At 50.5% G+C, this 22,836-nt stretch carries 21 protein-coding genes; 6 read left to right on the forward strand and 15 right to left on the reverse strand.

The window, feature by feature from the left end; genetic code table 11:
- The first annotated feature begins 563 nt into the window (after window positions 1-563).
- Entirely contained in the window at window positions 564-5,036 is a 4,473-nt protein-coding gene (gene gltB, locus AB3G37_RS21945) for a glutamate synthase large subunit (RefSeq protein ID WP_369789090.1), read from the forward strand.
- A 9-nt stretch (window positions 5,037-5,045) separates the two neighbouring features.
- Window positions 5,046-6,464, forward strand: coding sequence for a glutamate synthase small subunit (locus tag AB3G37_RS21950; protein WP_009634853.1), 1,419 nt, complete (start codon window positions 5,046-5,048; stop codon window positions 6,462-6,464).
- A gap of 75 nt (window positions 6,465-6,539) precedes the next feature.
- On the opposite strand, the gene sspB is transcribed toward AB3G37_RS21950, so the two are convergent.
- The 5 genes from sspB to zapE form a co-directional block, all read right to left on the reverse strand.
- Window positions 6,540-7,025, reverse strand: a complete 486-nt coding sequence (gene sspB / locus AB3G37_RS21955) for a ClpXP protease specificity-enhancing factor (protein ID WP_369789091.1) — start codon at window positions 7,023-7,025, stop codon at window positions 6,540-6,542.
- A gap of 3 nt (window positions 7,026-7,028) precedes the next feature.
- Complete coding sequence (gene sspA, locus AB3G37_RS21960; protein ID WP_009634855.1) at window positions 7,029-7,673, reverse strand: stringent starvation protein SspA; 645 nt, start codon at window positions 7,671-7,673, stop codon at window positions 7,029-7,031.
- A gap of 387 nt (window positions 7,674-8,060) precedes the next feature.
- Entirely contained in the window at window positions 8,061-8,453 is a 393-nt protein-coding gene (gene rpsI, locus AB3G37_RS21965) for a 30S ribosomal protein S9 (protein ID WP_009634856.1), read from the reverse strand.
- A 15-nt stretch (window positions 8,454-8,468) separates the two neighbouring features.
- Complete coding sequence (rplM, locus tag AB3G37_RS21970; RefSeq protein ID WP_009634857.1) at window positions 8,469-8,897, reverse strand: 50S ribosomal protein L13; 429 nt, start codon at window positions 8,895-8,897, stop codon at window positions 8,469-8,471.
- Window positions 8,898-9,215: 318 nt separating this feature from the next.
- A complete protein-coding gene (gene zapE / locus AB3G37_RS21975) occupies window positions 9,216-10,346 on the reverse strand; it encodes a cell division protein ZapE (RefSeq protein WP_369789092.1) in 1,131 nt (376 codons plus the stop codon).
- A gap of 290 nt (window positions 10,347-10,636) precedes the next feature.
- Here zapE and zapG point away from each other — a divergent pair, with 290 nt between their 5' ends.
- The 3 genes from zapG to degS all read left to right on the forward strand — a co-directional run bounded on the left by zapG (window position 10,637) and on the right by degS (window position 13,633).
- Window positions 10,637-11,041 (forward strand): Z-ring associated protein ZapG, encoded by a 405-nt coding sequence (gene zapG / locus AB3G37_RS21980; RefSeq protein WP_009634859.1) that lies wholly within the window; start codon window positions 10,637-10,639, stop codon window positions 11,039-11,041.
- Between the two features lie 77 nt (window positions 11,042-11,118).
- Window positions 11,119-12,483: a Do family serine endopeptidase gene (locus AB3G37_RS21985; RefSeq protein WP_009634860.1), complete on the forward strand. Its 1,365-nt coding sequence runs from the start codon at window positions 11,119-11,121 to the stop codon at window positions 12,481-12,483.
- Window positions 12,484-12,565: 82 nt separating this feature from the next.
- Window positions 12,566-13,633 (forward strand): outer membrane-stress sensor serine endopeptidase DegS, encoded by a 1,068-nt coding sequence (gene degS / locus AB3G37_RS21990; RefSeq protein ID WP_009634861.1) that lies wholly within the window; start codon window positions 12,566-12,568, stop codon window positions 13,631-13,633.
- A 62-nt stretch (window positions 13,634-13,695) separates the two neighbouring features.
- On the opposite strand, the gene AB3G37_RS21995 is transcribed toward degS, so the two are convergent.
- The 10 genes from AB3G37_RS21995 to mlaF form a co-directional block, all read right to left on the reverse strand.
- Window positions 13,696-14,970, reverse strand: a complete 1,275-nt coding sequence (locus AB3G37_RS21995; RefSeq protein WP_009634862.1) for a cytosine permease — start codon at window positions 14,968-14,970, stop codon at window positions 13,696-13,698.
- A gap of 14 nt (window positions 14,971-14,984) precedes the next feature.
- Window positions 14,985-15,662 carry a helix-turn-helix transcriptional regulator gene (locus AB3G37_RS22000; RefSeq protein WP_369789093.1) on the reverse strand — a complete coding sequence of 226 codons (678 nt, stop codon included), beginning with the start codon at window positions 15,660-15,662 and terminating at the stop codon, window positions 14,985-14,987.
- Window positions 15,652-16,116, reverse strand: coding sequence for a GNAT family N-acetyltransferase (locus tag AB3G37_RS22005; protein WP_369789094.1), 465 nt, complete (start codon window positions 16,114-16,116; stop codon window positions 15,652-15,654). Before AB3G37_RS22005 ends, AB3G37_RS22000 begins: the two co-directional genes overlap by 11 nt.
- Before the next feature lie 422 nt (window positions 16,117-16,538).
- Window positions 16,539-17,801: a UDP-N-acetylglucosamine 1-carboxyvinyltransferase gene (gene murA / locus AB3G37_RS22010; protein WP_369789095.1), complete on the reverse strand. Its 1,263-nt coding sequence runs from the start codon at window positions 17,799-17,801 to the stop codon at window positions 16,539-16,541.
- Between the two features lie 74 nt (window positions 17,802-17,875).
- The gene (gene ibaG / locus AB3G37_RS22015; RefSeq protein WP_009634866.1) at window positions 17,876-18,130 is read right to left on the reverse strand and encodes a BolA family iron metabolism protein IbaG; all 255 of its coding nucleotides are present in this window, start codon (window positions 18,128-18,130) and stop codon (window positions 17,876-17,878) included.
- Between the two features lie 161 nt (window positions 18,131-18,291).
- Window positions 18,292-18,594, reverse strand: a complete 303-nt coding sequence (gene mlaB, locus AB3G37_RS22020) for a lipid asymmetry maintenance protein MlaB (protein WP_009634867.1) — start codon at window positions 18,592-18,594, stop codon at window positions 18,292-18,294.
- Window positions 18,591-19,238 (reverse strand): phospholipid-binding protein MlaC, encoded by a 648-nt coding sequence (mlaC, locus tag AB3G37_RS22025; protein ID WP_009634868.1) that lies wholly within the window; start codon window positions 19,236-19,238, stop codon window positions 18,591-18,593. The genes mlaB and mlaC overlap by 4 nt, the downstream gene beginning before the upstream one ends.
- An 11-nt stretch (window positions 19,239-19,249) precedes the next feature.
- Complete coding sequence (gene mlaD, locus AB3G37_RS22030) at window positions 19,250-19,858, reverse strand: outer membrane lipid asymmetry maintenance protein MlaD (protein WP_009634869.1); 609 nt, start codon at window positions 19,856-19,858, stop codon at window positions 19,250-19,252.
- A gap of 3 nt (window positions 19,859-19,861) precedes the next feature.
- The gene (gene mlaE, locus AB3G37_RS22035) at window positions 19,862-20,644 is read right to left on the reverse strand and encodes a lipid asymmetry maintenance ABC transporter permease subunit MlaE (protein WP_009634870.1); all 783 of its coding nucleotides are present in this window, start codon (window positions 20,642-20,644) and stop codon (window positions 19,862-19,864) included.
- A 15-nt stretch (window positions 20,645-20,659) separates the two neighbouring features.
- Window positions 20,660-21,463 carry a phospholipid ABC transporter ATP-binding protein MlaF gene (gene mlaF / locus AB3G37_RS22040; RefSeq protein WP_009634871.1) on the reverse strand — a complete coding sequence of 268 codons (804 nt, stop codon included), beginning with the start codon at window positions 21,461-21,463 and terminating at the stop codon, window positions 20,660-20,662.
- A 362-nt stretch (window positions 21,464-21,825) separates the two neighbouring features.
- Here mlaF and AB3G37_RS22045 point away from each other — a divergent pair, with 362 nt between their 5' ends.
- Window positions 21,826-22,803 (forward strand): calcium/sodium antiporter, encoded by a 978-nt coding sequence (locus AB3G37_RS22045; protein ID WP_009634872.1) that lies wholly within the window; start codon window positions 21,826-21,828, stop codon window positions 22,801-22,803.
- The last annotated feature ends 33 nt before the right edge of the window (window positions 22,804-22,836 follow it).

A 22,836-nucleotide genomic window follows, 5' to 3' on the forward strand; every position in this document is an offset into this window, starting at 1 on the left:
GCTATGAATAATTCTTATTATGCGACTCTTATTAGTACATTATTACCGTATGATTAAAAACAGCAATAAAGCACACCTCAAGGGCATTTGGCAGAATAAAACGCTGGCAAAACATTCCATTCCAGCATGGTGAACAGATATGCAGCATACACTACAGTGAGACAGCTCACACTTCATCCACTGCTCCACACTGTTAATATGGCTACTAAAAAACAACTTAAATCATATAATTCAATATCTTAATTGATAAAACGACCTTTTTGGCAATGCGTCAACCGATATTTGACCTAAGAACGCTTTCTCGCTAAGTTGGAAGTCCGCTGGAAGCACTCTTTATCAGTTAAAAATCGATGAGCAAACAACTCGTCATATTTATGCAGTAATTGAAGACTCCCTCATTAAAACAAGTCATATTCCACTTGTGAGAACCGTCACGAGGGGCTACTGACGGAGGATGTCAGCCAAAATCGCACCATTAGAGTGCGTTAAACGCTGAGTCAGCCGTTATTTTGCTCCCTCGCAGTAGGTGTGAGAGTCTCGCAGAGCCTGGGGAGGTTCACGTTATGTTATATGATGCATCCCATGAGAAGGATAACTGTGGCTTTGGCCTGATCGCCCATATTGAAGGCGAACCTAGCCATAAGGTCGTCCGCACGGCCATTCACGGCCTGGCACGTATGCAACACCGTGGCGCAATTCTTTCTGACGGAAAGACTGGCGACGGTTGTGGTCTGTCATTACAAAAACCGGATCGTTTCTTCCGGATGATCGCCGAAGAGCGCGGCTGGCGCCTGGCGAAAAACTATGCCGTTGGCATGATCTTCCTCAATAACGATGATGAGCTCGCAGCCGAAAGCCGCCGCATCATCGAAGAAGAAATTCTGAATGAAACGCTGTCGGTTGTAGGCTGGCGTGATGTCCCGACGAACCCTGACGTTCTCGGCTCGATCGCACTGTCTTCAATGCCGCGCATCGAACAGATTTTTATCAACGCGCCTGCCGGTTGGCGTCCGCGTGATATGGAGCGTCGCCTGTACATGGCGCGCCGCCGCATTGAAAAACGCATTAGCGAAACTGAGACCCCAGATAAAGAGTTCTATATCTGTAGCTTCTCCAATGCGGTGAATATCTATAAAGGCCTGTGCATGCCGATAGACTTGCCGCGCTTTTATCTTGACCTGGCAGACCTGCGTCTGGAATCGGCCATTTGCCTGTTCCACCAGCGTTTCTCTACCAACACCGTTCCACGCTGGCCGCTGGCCCAGCCGTTCCGCTATCTGGCGCACAACGGCGAAATCAATACCATTACGGGTAACCGTCAATGGGCGCGCGCCCGTGCTTACAAATTCAAAACCCCGTTGATCCCCGATCTGCAGGATGCGTCTCCGTTTGTCAATGAAACGGGTTCCGACTCCAGTTCATTAGATAACATGCTGGAACTGTTCCTCGCCGGTGGTATGGACCTGCTGCGCGCCATGCGTTTGCTGGTACCGCCAGCCTGGCAGCAGAACCCGGATATGGATCAGGATCTGCGTTCATTCTTCGACTTCAACTCCATGCATATGGAGCCGTGGGACGGCCCTGCAGGCATCGTAATGTCCGACGGTCGTTATGCAGCCTGTAACCTTGACCGTAACGGCCTGCGCCCTGCGCGCTATGTTATCACCAAGGACAAGCTAATTACCTGCGCCTCTGAAGTCGGTATCTGGGATTACCAGCCGGATGAAGTGGTTGAAAAAGGCCGCGTTGGACCTGGCGAGCTGATGGTTATCGACACCCGCAGCGGCAAGATTCACCATTCTGCAGAAACGGACAACGATCTGAAAGGTCGTCACCCTTACAAGCAGTGGATGGAAAAAAACGTTCAGCGTCTGGTGCCGTTCGAAGATTTGCCTGACGATCAGGTAGGCAAGCGCGAGCTTGATGACTCACTGCTGGAAACTTATCAGAAGCAGTTTGGCTACAGCAGCGAAGAGCTGGACTCCATCCTGCGCGTGCTGGGTGAGAATGGTCAGGAAGCGGTCGGATCCATGGGCGATGATACGCCTTTCGCCGTGCTGTCCAGTCGTCCGCGCATCATTTATGACTATTTCCGTCAGCAGTTTGCGCAGGTTACCAACCCGCCAATCGACCCGCTGCGTGAAGCGCACGTCATGTCACTGGCGACCAGCATTGGCCGCGAGATGAACGTGTTCTGCGAAGCCGAAGGTCAGGCACACCGTCTGAGCTTTAAATCGCCGATCCTGCTTTACTCCGACTTTACTCAGTTAACCACGCTCGACAGCAAGTACTACCGCGCCGAGACTCTGGATTTGACTTACGATCCAGCCGAAATGGATATGGAGCAGTTTGTTAAGCAATTGTGTGACGAAGGCGAGCGCAAAGTGCGTGAGGGTGCCGTATTGCTGGTGCTGTCCGACCGTAATATTGCCCAGAACCGTTTGCCGCTGCCTGCGCCAATGGCCGTGGGTGCGCTGCAATACCGTCTGGTCGAGAAGAGCCTGCGTTGCGACGCCAACATCATTGTTGAAACCGCCAGCGCCCGCGATCCGCACCATTTTGCCGTGTTGCTCGGCTTCGGTGCGACCGCCGTTTATCCCTATCTGGCCTATGAAACACTGGCCAAGATGGTTGACGCAAACGTCATCGATAAAAATTATCGTGAAGTGATGCTGAACTACCGTAACGGCATCAACAAAGGCCTGTACAAGATCATGTCCAAAATGGGCATTTCGACCATCGCCTCGTATCGCTGCGCACGCTTGTTTGAAGCCGTGGGTCTGCATAAAGAGTTGAGCAACTTCTGCTTCCCTGGCGTTGTCAGCCGTATCGGCGGTGCCAGCTACAGTGATTTCCAGATGGACCTGCAAAATCTGTCCAAACGCGCCTGGCTGAAACGCAAGACGCTGGACAATGGCGGTCTGTTGAAATACATGCATGACGGCGAATATCACGCTTATAACCCTGACGTAGTGCAGACTCTGCAAACGGCAGTGAACAGCGGCGATTACGACGACTATAAAAAGTATGCCAAGCTGGTCAACGAACGTCCGGCCTCCATGCTGCGTGACATGCTGAAAATCACGCCGAAAGGCGCGCCAATTCCTGTCGATCAGGTTGAGCCGGCTGAAGGTCTGTTTACCCGTTTCGACTCGGCGGCGATGTCTATCGGTGCTCTGAGCCCTGAAGCCCACGAATCACTGGCTGAAGCGATGAACAGCATCGGCGGTCGTTCCAACTCGGGCGAAGGCGGCGAAGATCCGGCACGTTACGGAACAAATAAAGTATCGCGCATCAAGCAGGTTGCTTCGGGCCGCTTTGGCGTGACCCCGGCATATCTGGTCAATGCTGACGTTATTCAGATCAAAGTTGCGCAAGGTGCAAAACCGGGCGAAGGCGGTCAGTTGCCGGGTGATAAAGTTACCCCTTATATCGCCAAGTTGCGTTATTCCGTACCAGGCGTGACGCTGATTTCACCTCCGCCGCACCACGATATCTACTCAATCGAGGACTTGGCACAGCTGATTTTCGACCTGAAACAGGTGAACCCGAAGGCGATGATTTCCGTCAAACTGGTTTCTGAACCAGGCGTTGGCACCATCGCGACCGGTGTGGCGAAAGCCTATGCTGATTTGATCACCATTTCCGGCTACGACGGCGGTACCGGTGCAAGCCCGCTGTCCTCGGTGAAATATGCAGGCAGCCCTTGGGAGTTGGGTCTGGTTGAGACTCAACAGGCGCTGGTTGCCAACGGCCTGCGTCACAAGATCCGTCTGCAGGTTGATGGCGGTCTGAAAACCGGTGCCGACATAATTAAAGCCGCAATCCTCGGTGCGGAAAGCTTCGGCTTCGGTACAGGCCCGATGGTGGCTCTGGGTTGTAAATACCTGCGTATTTGTCATCTGAACAACTGCGCAACCGGTGTGGCAACCCAGGACGAAAAACTGCGCCGCAACCATTATCACGGCTTGCCTGAGCGCGTAGTGAACTACTTCAAGTTCATTACACAGGAAACCCGCGAAATCATGGCCGAGCTGGGTGTCAGCCAGCTGGTAGACTTGATTGGTCGTACTGATTTACTGGTCGAGCTGGACGGTTTTACTGCGAAACAGAACAAGCTGGACTTGTCTCCTCTGCTGGTTACCGCGACCCCGCATCCGGGCAAGGCGGTGTACTGCACCGAGAGCAACCCAGCCTTTGATAAAGGTCAGTTGAACAAAGATATTCTGGAGCAGGCTGCACCGCACATTGAAGCGAAGCAGAGCAAGGCGTTCTACTTTGATATTCGCAACACCGACCGTTCTGTTGGCGCGCTGCTTTCTGGCGCTATCGCCGAGAAGCACGGCGATCAGGGAATGTCGGCAGATCCAGTGCGCATCAACTTCAACGGCACGGCTGGCCAGAGCTTCGGCGTCTGGAACGCAGGCGGCGTTGACCTGATGCTGACCGGCGATGCGAACGACTATGTGGGTAAAGGCATGGCCGGCGGGCGTATTGCAATCCGTCCTCCAATTGGATCGGCATTCCGCAGTCACGAAGCCAGCATTGTCGGCAATACCTGCCTGTATGGTGCAACCGGCGGCAAGATGTTTGCAGCGGGTCGTGCAGGTGAGCGTTTTGCAGTGCGTAACTCCGGCGCTATCACCGTGGTTGAAGGTATCGGCGATAACGGCTGTGAATACATGACGGGCGGCATCGTCTGCGTTCTGGGTCGTACCGGCGTGAACTTCGGTGCAGGCATGACCGGCGGTTTCGCTTACGTTCTCGATGAAGACGGCGAGTTCCGCAAGCGCGTTAACCCTGAGCTGGTCGAAGTGCTCGAGGTTGAAGATTTGGCAATCCATGAAGAACACTTGCGTGGTTTGATTACCGAACACGTACAGTTGACCGCGTCGACCCGTGGTGAAGAGATTTTGGCGAACTGGCCTGAATGGGCGCCTAAATTTGCCCTGGTAAAACCAAAGTCCAGTGATGTTAAAGCATTGTTGGGTCACCGTAGTCGTTCCGCAGCCGAGCTGCGGGTTCAAGCGCAGTAAGAGGTTAAGATGAGTCAAAACGTTTATCAATTTGTCGACTTACAGCGCGTTGATCCGCCAAAGAAACCGCTTAAGATCCGTAAAATTGAGTTTGTCGAAATTTATGAGCCGTTCTCGGCAACCCAGGCTGCATCACAGGCGGACCGCTGTCTGTCTTGTGGTAACCCTTATTGCGAGTGGAAGTGCCCGGTCCATAACTACATCCCTAACTGGCTGAAGCTGGCCAATGAGGGGCGTATCATGGAAGCGGCAGATCTTGCGCATCAGACTAACAGTCTGCCAGAAGTCTGCGGGCGCGTTTGTCCGCAGGATCGCCTATGCGAAGGTTCATGTACGCTGAACGACGAATTTGGAGCCGTCACCATCGGTAATATTGAGCGCTATATCAATGATAAAGCGATCGAGATGGGCTGGCGTCCTGATATGTCTCATGTGCACCCTACCGGTAAACGTGTAGCGATTATCGGTGCAGGTCCGGCAGGTTTGGCCTGTGCCGACGTGCTGACCCGTAACGGCGTCAAGGCAGTAGTTTACGATCGCCATCCTGAAATCGGTGGGCTGCTGACCTTCGGCATTCCTTCGTTCAAGCTGGAAAAATCAGTGATGACCACGCGGCGCGAAATATTCACCGAAATGGGTATCGAGTTCCAACTCAATACTGAAGTCGGCAGAGACGTGACCATGGATGCACTGCTGGAAGAATACGACGCCGTATTCTTGGGCGTGGGGACTTATCAGTCTATGCGCGGTGGATTGGAGAATGAAGATGCGCCGGGTGTGTACGACGCTCTGCCATTCCTGATTGCCAATACTAAACAGCTGATGAAATTTGAAGCCCAGCCAGACGAGCCATACGTCAGCATGGAGCACAAACGCGTGGTAGTTCTGGGCGGTGGCGATACCGCGATGGACTGCGTGCGTACCTCGATTCGCCAAGGTGCGACCGAAGTAACCTGTGCTTATCGTCGTGATGAAGAAAACATGCCAGGCTCACGCCGCGAAGTGAAAAATGCCCGCGAAGAAGGCGTTGAATTCAAATTCAACCTGCAACCGCTGAGCATTGAGCTGAACGACTCTGGCCGCGTGTCGGGTGTTCGCATGGCGCGTACCGAACTGGGTGCTCCAGATGCTCAGGGCCGTCGCCGTGCTGAAATCGTTGCTGGTTCTGAGCATGTAATGGATGCCGATGCCGTTGTAATGGCGTTTGGCTTCCGTCCACACAAGATGGAATGGCTGGCCGCTCACGACGTTGAGCTGGATAATCAGGGCCGTATTTTGGCACCAGAAGGCAGCGAAAACGCCTTCCAGACCAGCAACCCGAAAATCTTCGCTGGTGGCGATGCGGTTCGTGGTTCAGACCTGGTAGTCACAGCGATCGCAGAAGGCCGTAAAGCCGCTGACGGTATTATGTGCTTCCTGGAAGTCTAAAACTTCGCGAACTGTAGATGTGAAAAGAGACCGCAAATGCGGTCTCTTTTTTTATGCTCTGAACTGCGACGCTGTTTATTTAACGACGCGCAGCGATGGACGCCCACCGCGTGGCGGCGTTGGCGGCTCATCATCACCGTCTTCAGCGTTATCGGGCAGATCGCCGTCGATCACTGACATAGTCGGTTCAGTATTTTGCTCTTCAAGGTGCTCGAATTCACCCTCGCCATCAAGACCCGGCTCAGGTTCAAACATAGTGCCTGCGCCGTTCTCGCGCGCGTAGATAGCCAATACCGCAGCGATAGGTACGAAAACCTCGCGCGGAACGCCACCAAAACGTGCATTAAAACGGACATCGGCGTTGCCAAGTTCAAGGCTGCCAACCGCACGCGGCGCAATATTGAGAACAATTTGCCCATCACGAGCAAATTCCATCGGCACACTCACACCCGGCTGGGTGACATCGACCACCAGATGCGGCGTTAACTGGTTGTCGAGCAACCAGTCATAGAACGCACGCAGCAGGAAGGGACGGCGAGGAGACATCTCTGTCATCTCCATAACTTAACCCCGGCCACCGTTCAGACGCATTTCACGCTCTGGCTCAGTCAAAGACGCCAGGAATGCATCACGCTCGAATACGCGAGTCATATAGACCTTAAGCTCTTTAGAACCGGCACCAGACAACTCAATGCCCAACTCTGGCAAACGCCAAAGCAGCGGAGCCAGGTAGCAATCGACCAGGCTAAACTCTTCGCTCTTAAAGTAAGGCATGTAAGAGAAGATTGGCGCGATAGCCAGCAGCTCTTCACGCAGTTGCTTGCGAGCTGCATCGGCTTCGGCAGCAGAACCCTGCTCGATTTGACGCAGCAGAGAATACCAGTCGTTTTCGATGCGGTGCATCATCAGACGGCTCTCACCACGGGCAACCGGATAAACCGGCATCAGCGGTGGGTGCGGGAAACGCTCATCAAGGTATTCCATGATGATGCGGGATTCGAAAAGGGTCAGCTCACGATCGACCAACGTAGGCACAGTGCGGTACGGGTTGAGGTCAATAAGATCCTGTGGCAGGTGATCCATTTCTACCTGCTCTATCTCGACACTGACACCTTTTTCCGCCAGTACGATACGTACTTGATGGCTAAAAATGTCGGTCGGGCCAGAAAACAGCGTCATTACCGAACGTTTGTTGGCAGCGACAGCCATGAAAACCTCCAAGTTTATCTAGAATTATACTGCGAATAGCCACTATCAGGCTGCTATCCTGAATAATCATGCCCATCGTAGTTCGGGCACATTTCACCTGTAACCCACAGTTTCGTAGATAAGCCAAAGCGGGGGAACAGAGCCAGCAAGTTCAGCAAGGTTCACGGCTCGGCGAACAGGCGCAAAAGTGTGTGATAGTTTACCAGATTTTGCTCGTTCTGTGGGGATGTCAGATGCGATTTCGTATGGAAATGTTTTTCAGGCGCTAATTAGCAGCATAAAACAAGGATTTTGAGACGAAAAAAAACCCGGTACAAGACCGGGTTTTTGTAGCGTAATGCCTGGAAGGGACCGAAATCCCAACCCTCTGCCGAAGCAGGAGGCAAATTAACGCTTGGAGAACTGAGGACGACGACGTGCTTTACGCAGACCGACTTTCTTACGTTCAACCTGACGAGCATCGCGAGTAACGAAGCCTGCTTTACGCAGTTCGCCACGCAGAGTTTCGTCATATTCCATCAGTGCACGGGTGATACCGTGACGGATAGCACCAGCCTGACCAGAAATACCACCACCTTTAACAGTGATGTACAGGTCAAATTTGGTAACCATGTCGACCAGTTCCAGAGGTTGACGAACTACCATGCGGGCAGTTTCACGACCAAAGTACTGTTCCAGGCTACGCTGGTTGATTACGATGTTACCGCTACCCGGTTTGATGAAAACGCGAGCTGCGGAGCTTTTGCGGCGACCAGTGCCGTAGTATTGATTTTCAGCCATTGCCTATAATCCCGATTAAATGTCAAGAACTTGCGGTTGCTGTGCCGCATGAGTGTGCTCATTGCCCGCGTAAACTTTAAGTTTACGGTACATTGCACGACCCAACGGACCCTTCGGCAGCATGCCTTTAACCGCGAGCTCAATCACACGCTCAGGACGGCGAGCAATCATCTCTTCAAAGGTCGCTTGTTTGATACCACCGATGTGGCCGGTGTGATGGTAATAAATCTTGTCGTTACGCTTGTTGCCGGTTACAGCAACTTTTTCTGCGTTCAGAACGATGATGTAATCACCAGTATCAACGTGCGGAGTGTATTCCGCTTTATGCTTGCCACGCAGACGGCGAGCCAGTTCAGTGGCCAGGCGACCTAAGGTCTTGCCGCTTGCGTCAACTACGAACCAGTCACGCTGTACTGTTTCCGGTTTAGCTGTAAAAGTTTTCATTAAAAGCTTACCCAATTTAAGTTACACGTTGGCGAACACCCAAACGCCTATATGTTTTATAAACTACATTTTTTCAAACACAGTTTACAAAATAAGTATTGGAGGTTCACACGACCATCAGTCCAGCAAACCTACCCCTTCGAATAGCCATTGCCGGCACTATAAAGTTTCGGGAAAAAAACTTTGTTGTAACGTGGGGTCGCAAGATTATAGAGAAGTCCCCAGCAAAAATCGAACCCTTTTTTGGAAAAAAGTGAAGTTTTTTGCTTTCTCCATTGTATCGAAGATGAACATTTATTGCGCACTATTTCGCCAGCCTCAAGGGAGATGCTCGCGAGCAAGATATTCTTCACTTTGCATTTCCTGCAAACGTGACAAACAGCGCTGATATTCGAACTTCAGACGCTCGCCACGATAAATCTCGTACATTGGCATTTCTGCTGAAACTACCAGCTTGACGTGACGTTCGTAAAACTCGTCCACCAGCGCCAGGAAGCGACGTGCGGCATTTTCCTGATCGGCGTTCATCACCGGCACATTATGCAATATCACGCTGTGATAGAGCTTTGAAAGCGCAATGTAGTCGAGCTGGCTGCGCGCTTCTTCACACAAGGTATGGAAATCAACCGCGAGTACGCCATCCGCAGAGGAAATAGCCTTGAGAGGGCGATGATTAACCTGCAAAACGGCTGGTTCACCAGATTTACCCGCCAGCTTGCCAAACATCTGCTGCATCGGGGCTGCAAGATCATTCAACGTCTGACCTGCTTGCGGTGTCAGCCAAAGATTGGCCTGGGTCAGCGTCCGCAGCCGATAGTCGATGCCGGCATCGACGTTCATCACATCACAGAATTCATTAATCAACGCGATGGCAGGCAGGAAGCGCGCTCGTTGCAGCCCATTGCGATAGAGATTATCCGGTGGGATGTTAGAGGTTGCGACCAACGTGATCCCCCGGGCGAACAGCGCCTGTAAAAGCGTAGCCAGCAGCATCGCGTCGGTAATATCCGAAACAAAGAATTCGTCGAAGCACAGCACGTCCGTTTCCTGTTTGAAACGGTCGGCAATCAGTTCCAATGGATCTGAATGGCCTTGCAGCTCGGTCAGCTCCTCATGCACACGCAGCATAAAGCGGTGAAAGTGTAACCGCATTTTACGATCGCCCGGCAAGCTATGGAAAAACATGTCCATCAGCCAGGTTTTACCGCGCCCCACTCCGCCCCACATGTAGAGACCCTGCACCGGGCGAATCGTCGCCTTGGCCGAATTCTTTTTAAATAACTTACCTAACCAGCCGCTGCTTTCGGGCAATTCTGCTGGTTTTTTCGCTACCAATTCCTGATAAATGGCGTCAAGACGAGTCACAGCCTGCTTTTGTACAGCATCCGGCTGGAACTCTCCGGCATCAAGTGCAGTCTGATAAGAGGTAAGCGGTGTTTTTGATTGCATGATATTGAACGTCCCTGAGAAAATATTTTCAGTTATTCGTGGCGATGTTTTCATGACGTTTAACACAGATTTTTCCACTATTTCGCCGCTTTTGCTGCACTTGGCGCATCTGAAGCCACACCGAGCCGCTGCGAAAGTTACCACAGGATTCCACTAACCCAAGGTTAACGGTTATAGTGGTTATCTGTTTGACGTAAAGCTTGCCATGTAAAAGTTTTGTTTAAAAAGATTGGTAAGAAAGTTACGCCAAAAAGCCCTACAGGACAATGTTGTCAATAATAGGAGTTATTATGACTTGGGAGTACGCGCTCATTGGATTAGTGGTCGGTATCGTCATTGGGGCGGTAGCGATGCGCTTTGGCAATCGTAAATTACGCGATCAGCAAGTGATGCAAAACGAGATCGACAAGAGCAAGGCCGAGCTTGAAGAGTACCGCCAGGAGTTGGTGGGGCACTTTGCTCGCAGCGCCGAGCTGCTTGATAATATGGCGACAGACTATCGTCAGCTTTACCAGCACATGGCGAAAAGTTCCAACAACCTGTTACCAGACCAGCCTGTGCAGGACAATCCGTTCAACTATCGCCTGACCGGCTCTGAAGCCGATAACGATCAGGCTCCGGTTGAAATGCCTCGCGACTACTCCGACGGTGCTTCAGGCCTGCTGCGTACTGGCGATCGCCCAATCCGCAAATAAGTAGCATCAAGCCAGTGGCCTCAGTCACTGGCTCTTTTTGGCACGTCATCTGCAGTAATTCTCGGAGAGTGATCCAAATGAAAAAATCATTTCTACTCAGTGCACTGGCTATCAGCCTTGGATTAAGCCTCTCTTCTTTTCAGATAGCTAACGCTGCCCTGCCCGTTGCCGTTGAGGGACAAACTCTGCCCAGCCTGGCCCCAATGCTGCAAAAAGTGCTGCCGGGAGTGGTCAGCGTGCAAGTATCTGGTACCCAGCCGCCAAGCGATCAGGTACCACCACAGTTTAAATTCTTCTTTGGCCCGGATGCCCCCGCTCAGCAGCAGGGCGGCCAGAAATTTGAAGGCTTGGGATCGGGCGTGATTATCGACGCCGCCAAGGGCTATGTGCTGACCAATAATCACGTCGTCAGCAACGCCGACAAAATTACCGTACAAATTAATGATGGCCGTGAGTACGACGCCAAGTTGATTGGCAAAGATGACCAGTCCGACATCGCCATCATTCAGCTGAAAGACGCTAAAAACCTGACTCAAATCCCGATGGCAGACTCTGATAAACTGCGCGTTGGTGACTTCGCCGTGGCCGTTGGTAATCCTTTCGGATTGGGGCAAACCGTAACCTCAGGCATTATTTCTGCGCTGGGCCGCAGCGGTTTGAATCTCGAAGGTCTGGAAAACTTTATTCAGACCGATGCTTCAATTAACCGCGGCAACTCGGGTGGCGCGCTGCTTAACCTCAACGGCGAGCTGATTGGCATCAATACCGCCATCCTTTCATCTCAAGGTGGCAGCATGGGGATTGGCTTTGCTATCCCTATCAACATGGCCAAGAATCTCAGCAAGCAGCTGATTGAGTCTGGTCAGGTGAAGCGCGGTCTGCTGGGTATCCGCGGTAGCGAGATGACCTCGGACCTGGCCAAGGCATTCAAGCTCGACAGCCAGCGCGGTGCGTTCGTCAATGAAGTGTTACCAGATTCTGGCGCTGCCAAAGCCGGAATTAAATCCGGTGATGTGGTGGTGACTCTCGACGGCCAGGCTCTGAGCAGCTTTGCCGAGCTGCGCGCAAAAGTAGGATCCCTCGGCCCGGGTGCTGTTGTGAAGTTGGGTGTTCTGCGCGACGGCAAAGCAATGGACGTCAACGTTACCTTGGGCGCAAGTCCTGAAGTTGTCGTGGAATTGGCAAAAATCAATCCGGCGCTGACCGGTGCCACGCTAAGCAATGTTGATAGCAAAACGGGCAAAGGCGTGCAGGTTGATGATGTCGTCAAAGGTTCACCGGCGGATCAGGTTGGATTCCAGGCGGGTGACGTCATTGTGGCGGTCAATCGTGGACCAATCGACAACCTCGATGCTTTCCGTAAAGTTCTGGAAAGCAAACCGGACCTCATCGCCATTAGCGTGATGCGTAAAGGCCAGAGCATTTATTTGTTGATGCCGTAACATAATTTGGGCGTAGTGTAGACTACGCCCAAACACTTCATGCTATCCTTCAAGTACATTTTCTTACGACCCCAAAAACCTCATGTTTGTTAAGCTATTGCGATCCGCACTCATCGGTCTTATTGTTGCCGCCATTTTGCTGGCCGTCGTGCCAAAGCTGCGTAAAACCATCGTAGAACCGATGTTTGAGCATGATTTTAGCCATCATAGTGAACAGCCTGCCAGTTACAACGAGGGGGTTCGCCTTGCTGCGCCTGCGGTAGTCAACGTTTATAACCGTAACATGGGCGATTCCACGCAAAATCAGTTACAGATACGTACTCTGGGTTCAGGCGTTATCATGAACGATAAAGGGTACATACTGACTAACAAACACGTGATCAATAATGCCGACCAAATCATTGTCGCCTTGCAGGATGGACGCGTTTTTGATGCACTTCTGGTCGGATCGGATAGCCTGACTGATTTGGCGGTACTGAAAATTGATGCCACCAATCTGCCAGTGATCCCGATTAACGCTAAACGCATGCCTCGCGTCGGTGACGTGGTGATGGCAATTGGTAACCCTTTCAATATCGGGCAAACTGTCACGCAGGGCATTATCAGCGCCACGGGTAGAATTGGCCTTAGCCCTTCTGGCCGTCAGAATTTCTTGCAGACTGATGCAGCCATCAACCAGGGCAACTCTGGCGGTGCGCTGGTGAACTCTCTTGGCGAGCTGATGGGTATCAACACCCTGTCGTTTGATCAAAATAAAGATGGGCCAGCGCCAGAAGGCATCGGATTTGCCATCCCGACCGCATTGGCAACCAAAGTCATGGACAAGCTGATCCGCGATGGTCGCGTTATTCGCGGCTATATCGGTATTACTGGGCGCGAAGCTTCTCCCCTGCATGGTCCAACTGCCAATGTCGATCATTTACAGGGTATTGTGGTGAATGAAGTTACACCAAATGGCCCAGCCGCCAACGCCGGTATCCAGGTACAAGACGTCATTGTCAGCGTCAATAATCGACCAGCCATTTCGGCGATTGAAACCATGGACCAGGTAGCCGAGATCCGCCCGGGTGCGGTGATCCCGGTGGTAATAAACCGCAACGGCAAGCAAATCACCCTACAGGTTACTATCCAGGAATATCCGGAGCACTAAACCGCCGATATTCTCAGATAAAAGCCATTAAAAAGCCGGCAAGAGGAAACTCTTCCGGCTTTTTACTTTTTAAAGAAAATACCTATAACCCAGTAAAGGAGGCTCGCCGCTAAAAGCGAATTAAGAGCCGGAATGCCCCAGGACGTTGTAAAACCTACAGCTCCGCCTATGACGCAGCATACAATCGCCGTCCAACCGATTGTGGGAATGTGCTCATCTTCAGGCAGCTTTCCCTGAAGGCGGCTTGCTTTTAACAATGCCCTGCTGGATTTAAGAAAGTAATAATCGACTATCATCACACCTAACAATGGCGGGAAGACCACACCAAGCAGGGTAAGGAAGTCTATGAATCGGTCTAAAATTCCAGCGACCGAAAGACCGGTTCCTATACAGCCGACGGTTAAAATAATTGCAGTGAAGTTAACTTTTCTACCTGTAATCGCGAAAATTGAATTAGCAATGCCGAGTGATGAAGAATAGAGATTGATATCGTTAACCCGCAACGTAGAAAACACCACGACCAGAAGGCCTATTCCCCCTGCTGTTTCAGCCATAATGCTCACCACATCGGCGCTTTTGACAGCCCTCGCCAATAATATCGCCAGACCATTAATTATAAATTCGCCAATAATAATCGAAACAATCGTCATCCAGAAAACATGCCGTCCGCTTTTTGAATAGCGGCTCATATCCGGCGTAATCAGGCTGGCAACAATGCATCCGCCAATAATCATGGTGATGCCGGCAGGCACGGACATGGAAACCCCGGCGGGTATTGCGCTAACAAGCTCACTACTTTTGTGCCCGCTTAGAATAAGAATAGAGACCGTTACAATGACAGCAATAAAAAGCGGCACGGCGATCCGTGCGGTAAACCTTAGCGCTTTGAAGCCAAAGGCGACCAAAATAGTAAGAAACAGGCCGGAGAAAGTCGCAGACCAGGCGAAACCAAATCTGTCGTTTAAGGCGTAATTTAAACCCTTGGCAAATACTGCATTTTGCACGCCGAACCAGCCTAATAGGCTTACAGCAATCACCAGGCTAACAAACAGTGAACCGACTCGCCCAAAACCACACCAGCGTGACAACAAGCTGCTTGAAAGCCCCTCTTTCATTCCTGCATAACCCACTGCGAAGGTCACGATGCCGAAGATAACACTGGCAATAAAGATCGCTAAAAAAGCATCGGTCAGTGTCATTGAATGGCCGAGTACGGCACCCAACATAAATTGATCTAAAGCAGTCAACATGCCAGCATGAACTAATGTCACACTTAAAAATGATAGTCTTTCTCCGATAGGCACACGGCTTACAGGATAATTTTCTATTAAACTCATCGTTATCTTATTCCCTAAATAAATTGAATACCTTTTGATAACAGAGAATCGGGGATATATTTGTCTAATCCAAGGTTCCTGCAAAACTCTTTAAGCTGGTGCATAGAGTGAACGTGAGACTTCTGATAAAGGATATTTAATCTAGCTTCGATGGTTCTGTGGGAAACATTTAATATCTTTGCCATATCTTTACAGGATAAATTTTGTAATAACAGGAAAATTACATGTAACTCTTTAGTTTTAAATAACTCAACGGAAGCCTGAGTGGTTAAAATAGATGGCTTTTGTTGATTGATATAAATTAACGGGGAGTGCGTGTGAACTTCCCGCGCATTCCATAAAGTCCCAATACATTTATCTGATTGACCAAAAAGCGGGATCTTCTCGCTAATGTAAGGTGCTATGAAGGAATTTCCATTCCAATAATGCGTTTCTATAACTGTAACCCGCCGAAACATTTCTGCCGTGAGCCTGTCATGTTCTTGCAGATCATCTGCAAGCTCGCTCCATTCTGTCGGAAACTCGTTATCAAGCTTTCCTTCGACATCAAAAGTGTCTGGAGTATTGGTATAACGAAGCGCTGCCATATTCATATAAAGATGATTTGAAGTGCTATCTTTTATGCCCCAGGGTTCATCCAAGCGTTCGATCATCGCGATCGTATTTTCAATAACCTGATGATTACTTATCATTTTCGTCATGCCACTGAACTAATAATTCACTTAAATTATCTAAACTCAATCTTTTAGATAAATAAAATCGAGTATGCTGATGAGCGAACTCTGCCAATTCACCATACTGCCTGAACCCCAAACGTTGATAAAATCCCAGCGCCTGAAAACTGAAAGTGTCGACATAGGCCATATGGCAGCCTCGACCAATTGCCTCAAGCTGCGCGGTTTGCATAAGCCTTTTTCCTAGCCCCATTTTGCGATTCTCTTGCGCGACCCAAAGATACTGAATGTCCAGCCCACCCCACCAGGTCCTGGAGAGTAACCCGCCAACTATATCGCCGCTTTCATTTTTCGCTACTACGCGTAAAGGCTTTATATCGACAGGCGTTACGTGAGAATTATATTCCCACAGGTTATCAATGATAGTTTGCTCTTCTTTAATACTTGATATATCGCTAACGATTAATTCCATTTAATTATCCATCCTGATTAGAGTTCATGTAAATCAGCCACCCAATTACCCTATATTGATAATTGGCGATAGCGTAGTCATTACGGTTTATCTATTCACTTTGATGCTATAACCTTAAGATTAATTAATCCATACCGATGCCTTCACCAGGGTGACCTAATGCCAGTTAATAGGCAAAGGAAGGTATATTAAGTTCTGAACGTTAGGCAATGGCATGCCAATTTTTTGAATGTTTATAAAACCCAAGACATTAACATTAGATTATCGTGCAAGCGATATTTTTCTTGCTTATTACGCTGAAACAACCATCCATTAATAAGAATTATAATTTGTTAATTAAACATATAAAAAAGCCGGTAAGGTTTCCCTAGCCGGCTTTTTATTTATCTTAAAACAACAGTTTTAACGGCAAATATTGCAGATTATTCTGCGCCACTCACACGTTCGATCTTGGCACCTAACAAACGCAGCTTATCTTCAATGCGTTCATAACCACGGTCAATGTGATAGATGCGGTCAACGATAGTCACGCCGTCTGCAATACATCCGGCCAGCACCAGGCTGGCAGAGGCGCGCAGGTCGGTGGCCATTACCTGAGCACCAGACAGTTTTTCAACGCCGTGGCAGATCAGAGTGTGGCTTTCGATTTCAGCGTGTGCGCCCATGCGAATCAATTCTGGTACATGCATAAAGCGGTTTTCGAAGATGGTTTCGGTTATCACACCCGTACCTTCAGCAACCAGATTCAGCAGGCTGAACTGGGCTTGCATATCGGTCGGGAAGCCCGGATGTGGCGCGGTACGCAGAGTAACGGCCTTCGCACGCTTGCCGTGCATATCCAGGCTAATCCAGTCTTCACCGGTTTCAATATCGGCACCCGCTTCGCGCAGTTTGGCCAATACCGCATCCAGAGTGTCTGGACGGGTTTCGCGACAAACAACCTTACCGCCAGAAATCGCTGCAGCTACCAGGAAAGTGCCGGTTTCGATACGGTCTGGCACGATACGGTGAACGCCGCCGCCGAGACGAGCAACGCCTTCGATAGTGATTTGATCGGTACCCGCGCCAGAGATTTTGGCGCCAATTGCATTGAGGAACGCAGCGGTGTCGGCAATCTCCGGCTCACGGGCTGCATTCTCGATAACAGTGGTACCTTCTGCCAACGTTGCCGCAGTCATGATGGTAATCGTCGCGCCCACGCTGACTTTATCCATCACAATGTGCGCACCTTTCAGGCGTCCATCAACTGTAGCTTTGACATAGCCTTCTTCAAGCACGATTTTCGCGCCAAGCTGTTCAAGACCGGTAATGTGCAAGTCAACAGGACGCGCGCCAATCGCACAGCCGCCTGGCAGGGAAACCTCACCATGGCCAAAACGCGCAACCAGAGGACCCAGCGCCCAGATAGAGGCACGCATGGTTTTTACCAGATCATACGGCGCACGAAACTCATTAACACCGCTTGCATCAACCCACACAGAACCGTTGCGCTCGATTTTAGCACCCAGCTGGTTCAGAAGTTTGATGGTGGTATCAATATCTTTCAAATGCGGAACGTTTTGCAGTTCTACCGGTTCTTCAGCGAGCAGTGCGGCGAACAAAATAGGCAGTGCGGCATTTTTCGCACCAGAGATCGTGACTTCTCCACTCAGGCGGGTTCCGCCCTGTACACGAAACTTATCCATTATTGCTCTCTTATCTGTTATCGAAATTCTTTAGGTATAACAAAATGGCCGGCAGCAACGCTTGCCCGTCACCCTTAAAAGCCGTTGAGCTTGCGATCGCGCTGCCACTCTTGCGGGGTATAAGCCTTGATAGAGAGTGCGTGGATGCGGTTATCGGCAATGTATTCCATCAGCGGCGCGTATACGGCCTGCTGTTTTTTAACACGGCTCATGCCGTCAAACATTGCGCCAACAACGATAGCCTGGAAGTGGCTGCCATCGCCGGTTACGTGTGCTTCATCGAGGGCCAGTGCAGCCATTAGCACGTCTTTAATTTCGTTAGTTTCCATAAAACCCGTTTAATCTTTAATCGTATGGGAAGTCATAGCCGAACATATTATAGGGATCCGGCCAACTCTTAAACCATCAAAAAGCCCCTGCATGAGAGTTTCAGACAGGGGCCCTGTTTTGAATAGCGATTTATCGCAGAAAAATTTTCGCAGGGGTATTGCTAACCCTCCGATTCGAGAGGAATTATCCCCTGCAAATTGTATAACTCGACCAATGTACGTAAACGATCGGTGATACCAGAAATCTGCAATTCAACACCGTGCTTGCCCGCCAGATCGCGCAGGTGCACCAGCAGCGCCAAACCTGATGAGTCAACGCGCTCAAGCTGAGCCACATCAATGCAGGTAACGCCTTTAAGCAGACTTTCTCGCTGCTCCCAAAGAGGAAGCAGCGTTTCTCGGTCCAGGCAGCCACTGAGGATCAGGCATTGCTGCAATGATTCAAAGTGCAGTCCGTTAATCATTTTTTGTTCTGCTGCAGAGTGATCGGCTGAGCTGCTGCTGATTTCAGACGTTCAGTCAGACCATCGATGCCTTTCTGACGCAGGATGTCTGCCCACTCGTTCTGCTTGGTAGTGATCATGCTGACGCCTTCAGCGATCATGTCGTAAGCCTGCCATTCGTTGGTACGGCTGTTTTTACGCCATTGGAAATCAAGACGAATAGGAGGACGGCCACCTGGATCGGTAATAGTCACGCGAATGGCAACGATATTGGTGCCCGCGGCAATAGGCTGAGCAGGCTGAACCTGATAGGACTGGTTGGTATACATCGCCAGCGCCTGTCCGTAAGCCTGTTGCAGGTAATCGCTAAACGCGCTGAAGTAGGCTTCACGCTGAGCTGGAGTAGCTGAATTGTAATAGCGACCCAATACCAGCGCACCGGCGTATTTAACCTGCACATAAGGCAGGAGCTGTTCACGCACTACGGTACGCAGATAATTTGGGTCCTTTTGGATCTGTGGCTGATCGGCCTTCAGTGCAGTAAAGGTCGCATTGGCGGCGGCATTCATCACGCTGTAGGGATTAGTTTTATCCACCGTAGCAGCCGCATTGGCAGCCAGGGGCGCGATCATCAGTAAAGCAACCACCATTAAACGTTTAAACATAAAAAATCCTCTTAATTACCTTTGGCCGCAGGAGCGGATGGAGCAGGCGCAGTATCTGGCGCAGCAGAACTATCTTGTGAAGCCCCGGCAGAACCAGGCGCAGCAGCACTATCCGGCGTAGCTGAAGCATCACCCGATTTCGCGGCGTCGTCTTTACCGCCGCTTTTGTAAAGGAACTGGCCGATCAAATCTTCCAGAACCATAGCCGATTTCGTGTCCTGAATGGTGCCGCCATTTTTCAAGATAGTGGTGCCCATATCCGGATCCTGGAAGCCAATATTCAGTGCCAGGAACTGTTCACCCAGCAGGCCTGAAGTCCGGATGGCCAGCGAACTGGTATCTGGGATCTGGTTATATTTCTGGTCGATATCCATCGCTACGCGCGGGGACATATTTTTATCCAGAGTGATTTTGTTAACACGACCAATGACCACGCCGCCAATCTTGACCGGTGAATCAGTTTTAAGTCCGCCGATATTATCGAAATCAGCATAAATACGGTAGGTCGGATCGGAGCCAAATGACTGAATGTCAGCGACTTTCAGACAGATGAACAACACGGCACAGAATGCGATAAGCATAAATGCCCCAACCCAGACTTCACTCTTTTTAGTTTTCATGGATCAATTCCCAAACATCAGTGCTGTCAGCACAAAATCCAAACCCAGCACCGCCAGTGACGAGTGCACGACGGTACGAGTTGTAGCCCGGCTAATCCCTTCAGAGGTCGGGATTGCATCATAACCATTGAAAAGCGCTATCCAGGTCACGGTAATGGCAAAAACAACGCTTTTAATCAGACAGTTGAGCAAATCCTGACGCCACTCTACGGCATTTTGCATCGCTGACCAGAAAAAGCCGCTGTCGATACCTTTCCAGTCAACACCGACCAGCGATCCGCCCCAGATACCCACTGCAACGAAAATAGCCGTAAGTAAAGGCATCGTGATCAAACCAGCCCAGAAGCGCGGAGCAACGACGCGACGCAGCGGATCGATTGCCATCATTTCGAGGCTTGAAATCTGCTCTGTGGCTTTCATCAGACCGATTTCGGCAGTCAGTGCCGAACCTGCACGACCGGCGAACAGCAGCGCGGTAACAACCGGTCCGAGTTCACGCAGCAGCGAAAGCGCCACCATCATGCCCAGGCTGGCTTCGGCACTGTAAGTGGTCAATACCAGGTAGCCCTGCAAACCCAGTACCATGCCAATAAACAGGCCAGATACCACGATAATCAGCAGTGACAATACCCCAACACTGTATAACTGTTTGACTAATAATGGCCATTGTTTGGCAAACTGTGGCCGCCCTACCAGCGCACGGAACAGCAACTGCCCCGCCCGCCCGAATGACGCACAGGTTGCCAAACCGCTGCGGCCTATTGACGCTAACGCCCTAATTAACATTGATTTACAACTCCATCATCCAAGCAGCTCGGTCTTGTAATCACCGGCAGGGAAACGGAAAGGCACCGGTCCATCGGCGATCCCGTCGAGGAACTGGCGAACGCGTGGATCTGGATTATTTTGCAATTCCTCGGTCGTCCCTTCAGCGATAACATGCTGAGCAGCAACGATATAAGCATAGTCAGCAATACTGAGGACTTCAGGCACATCGTGCGAAACAACGATGCAGGTGACGCCCAGCGCATGGTTAAGCTCGTCGATAAGCTTGACCAGCACGCCCATGGTGATCGGATCCTGGCCGACGAAAGGCTCATCGAACATAATCAGTTCGGGATCCAGGGCAATTGAACGCGCCAACGCCACACGACGCGCCATGCCACCAGAAAGTTCCGCAGGCATCAGTTCAGCCGCACCGCGCAACCCTACTGCCTCGAGCTTCATCAGCACAGTAGTTCGGAGCAGTTCTTCCGGCAGCTTGCTGTGCTCGCGCAGCGGAAAGGCAACATTTTCGAACACAGTCAGGTCAGTGAATAGCGCACCAGACTGGAACAGCATGCTCATTTTCTTGCGAGATTCGTACAACTTACGGCGAGACAGCGCAGGAATATTTTCACCATCAAACCAAATTTCCCCACTGTCCGGCGTAAGTTGTCCGCCGATTAATCGTAGCAAGGTTGTTTTACCGATCCCCGATGGCCCCATGATTGCGGTCACTTTGCCCTTGGGCACGGTCATGTTTATCTCTTCGAAAATGGGACGGTCACCGCGCATGAAACTCATGCCTTTGATGACCACCAAATTCGCTTCGCTCTGACTCATTTGTCTCTTCCTCTGGGCGAACGCAAGATGTGATCCCATTAAGGGTAGAACTCTATCTATAAATTTGGCCTAAACGAGCTTGCCAACACCCGACATTTTACAAAAACTTACCGCGATTGCGTTACCAAAGTTGCCATTGATTTACTTTTAAGCCTCAGACGGTCAAAATCATGCTTTGCGGCCGGATCGATATCGGGAAGCATTAAATTGTCAAAACAGAAAGTCAGAAGCCAAGGTAATCGCTATTATGGAACCCTATTCAATTCTGCTCGGGTCTTTTGCCTGAAACCAGATTGATCAAACTTATTTTGGTTCCTTGCCAGACTTACGAACATTGCATTATACCCAATAAAGGATTTTTCATGCTTCTCGCTAGTGTACTAATGATTGTCGGCTTGTTTCTGTTAGTGTATGCCGCCGATCGTTTGGTGTACGGAGCTTCAGTTCTGGCAGCCTCAATCGGCATTCCCCCTCTAATAATTGGTATGACGGTCGTCGGCGTGGGAATTTCCTTGCCCGAGCTGGTTGTCTCAACGACAGCAGCAATAAATGGCCAGATGGATTTGGCAGTAGGCAATGTCATTGGTTCCAATATCACTAATATTCTTCTGATTTTGGGCGGTGCCGCGCTAATTCATCCACTTTCCGTTCGTTCTGATATCTTGCGACGCGAACTGCCGCTAATGTTAGTCGTTACTGTGCTGTGTGGTTTTGTGCTTAGCGACAGTGAGCTTAGTCGATGGGACGGCGTGTTGCTGATTATTGCTGCAGCGGTGTTCCTGATGCTAATGGTGAAGATTGCCAGGATCTCGCAAAAAATCGGCCAGGACACACTGACTAGTGAACAAATGGCGGAGTTACCCCAGGACGGAAGCAATACAGTAGCATTTTTGTGGCTGGCTCTGGGTTTTATTATCATGCCGCTGGCGTCGAACATGATTGTCGATAACGCCTCGGTCATAGCGCGCTATTTTGGCGTCAGTGAACTGGTCATCGGCCTGACGGTCATAGCAATAGGCACTAGCCTGCCTGAGCTGGCAACCTTTATTGCCGGAGCAATAAAAGGCGAAGACGATATTGCACTGGGCAATATCATTGGCGCGAATATATTTAATATGTGCCTGGTGTTGGGGCTGCCCGCTCTGGTAGCACCGGGACATTTTAATCCCGATGCATTCCATCGGGATTATTGGGTGATGCTGGTTGTCAGCGTCGTGCTCACCGGACTTTGCCTGATGCGTAAACATCGGATTGGTCATTTGGCAGGCGCGCTGCTGCTGTTCGGCTTTATCGCTTATCTGGCGGTGCTTTTCTACATGCCCACCAGCGTTGCCTTTTAGATCTGATAGAATTTGTTTAAATAACGAACGATT

This window comes from Rouxiella sp. WC2420 (assembly GCF_041200025.1).
In the GTDB taxonomy this organism is placed as follows: domain Bacteria; phylum Pseudomonadota; class Gammaproteobacteria; order Enterobacterales; family Enterobacteriaceae; genus Rouxiella.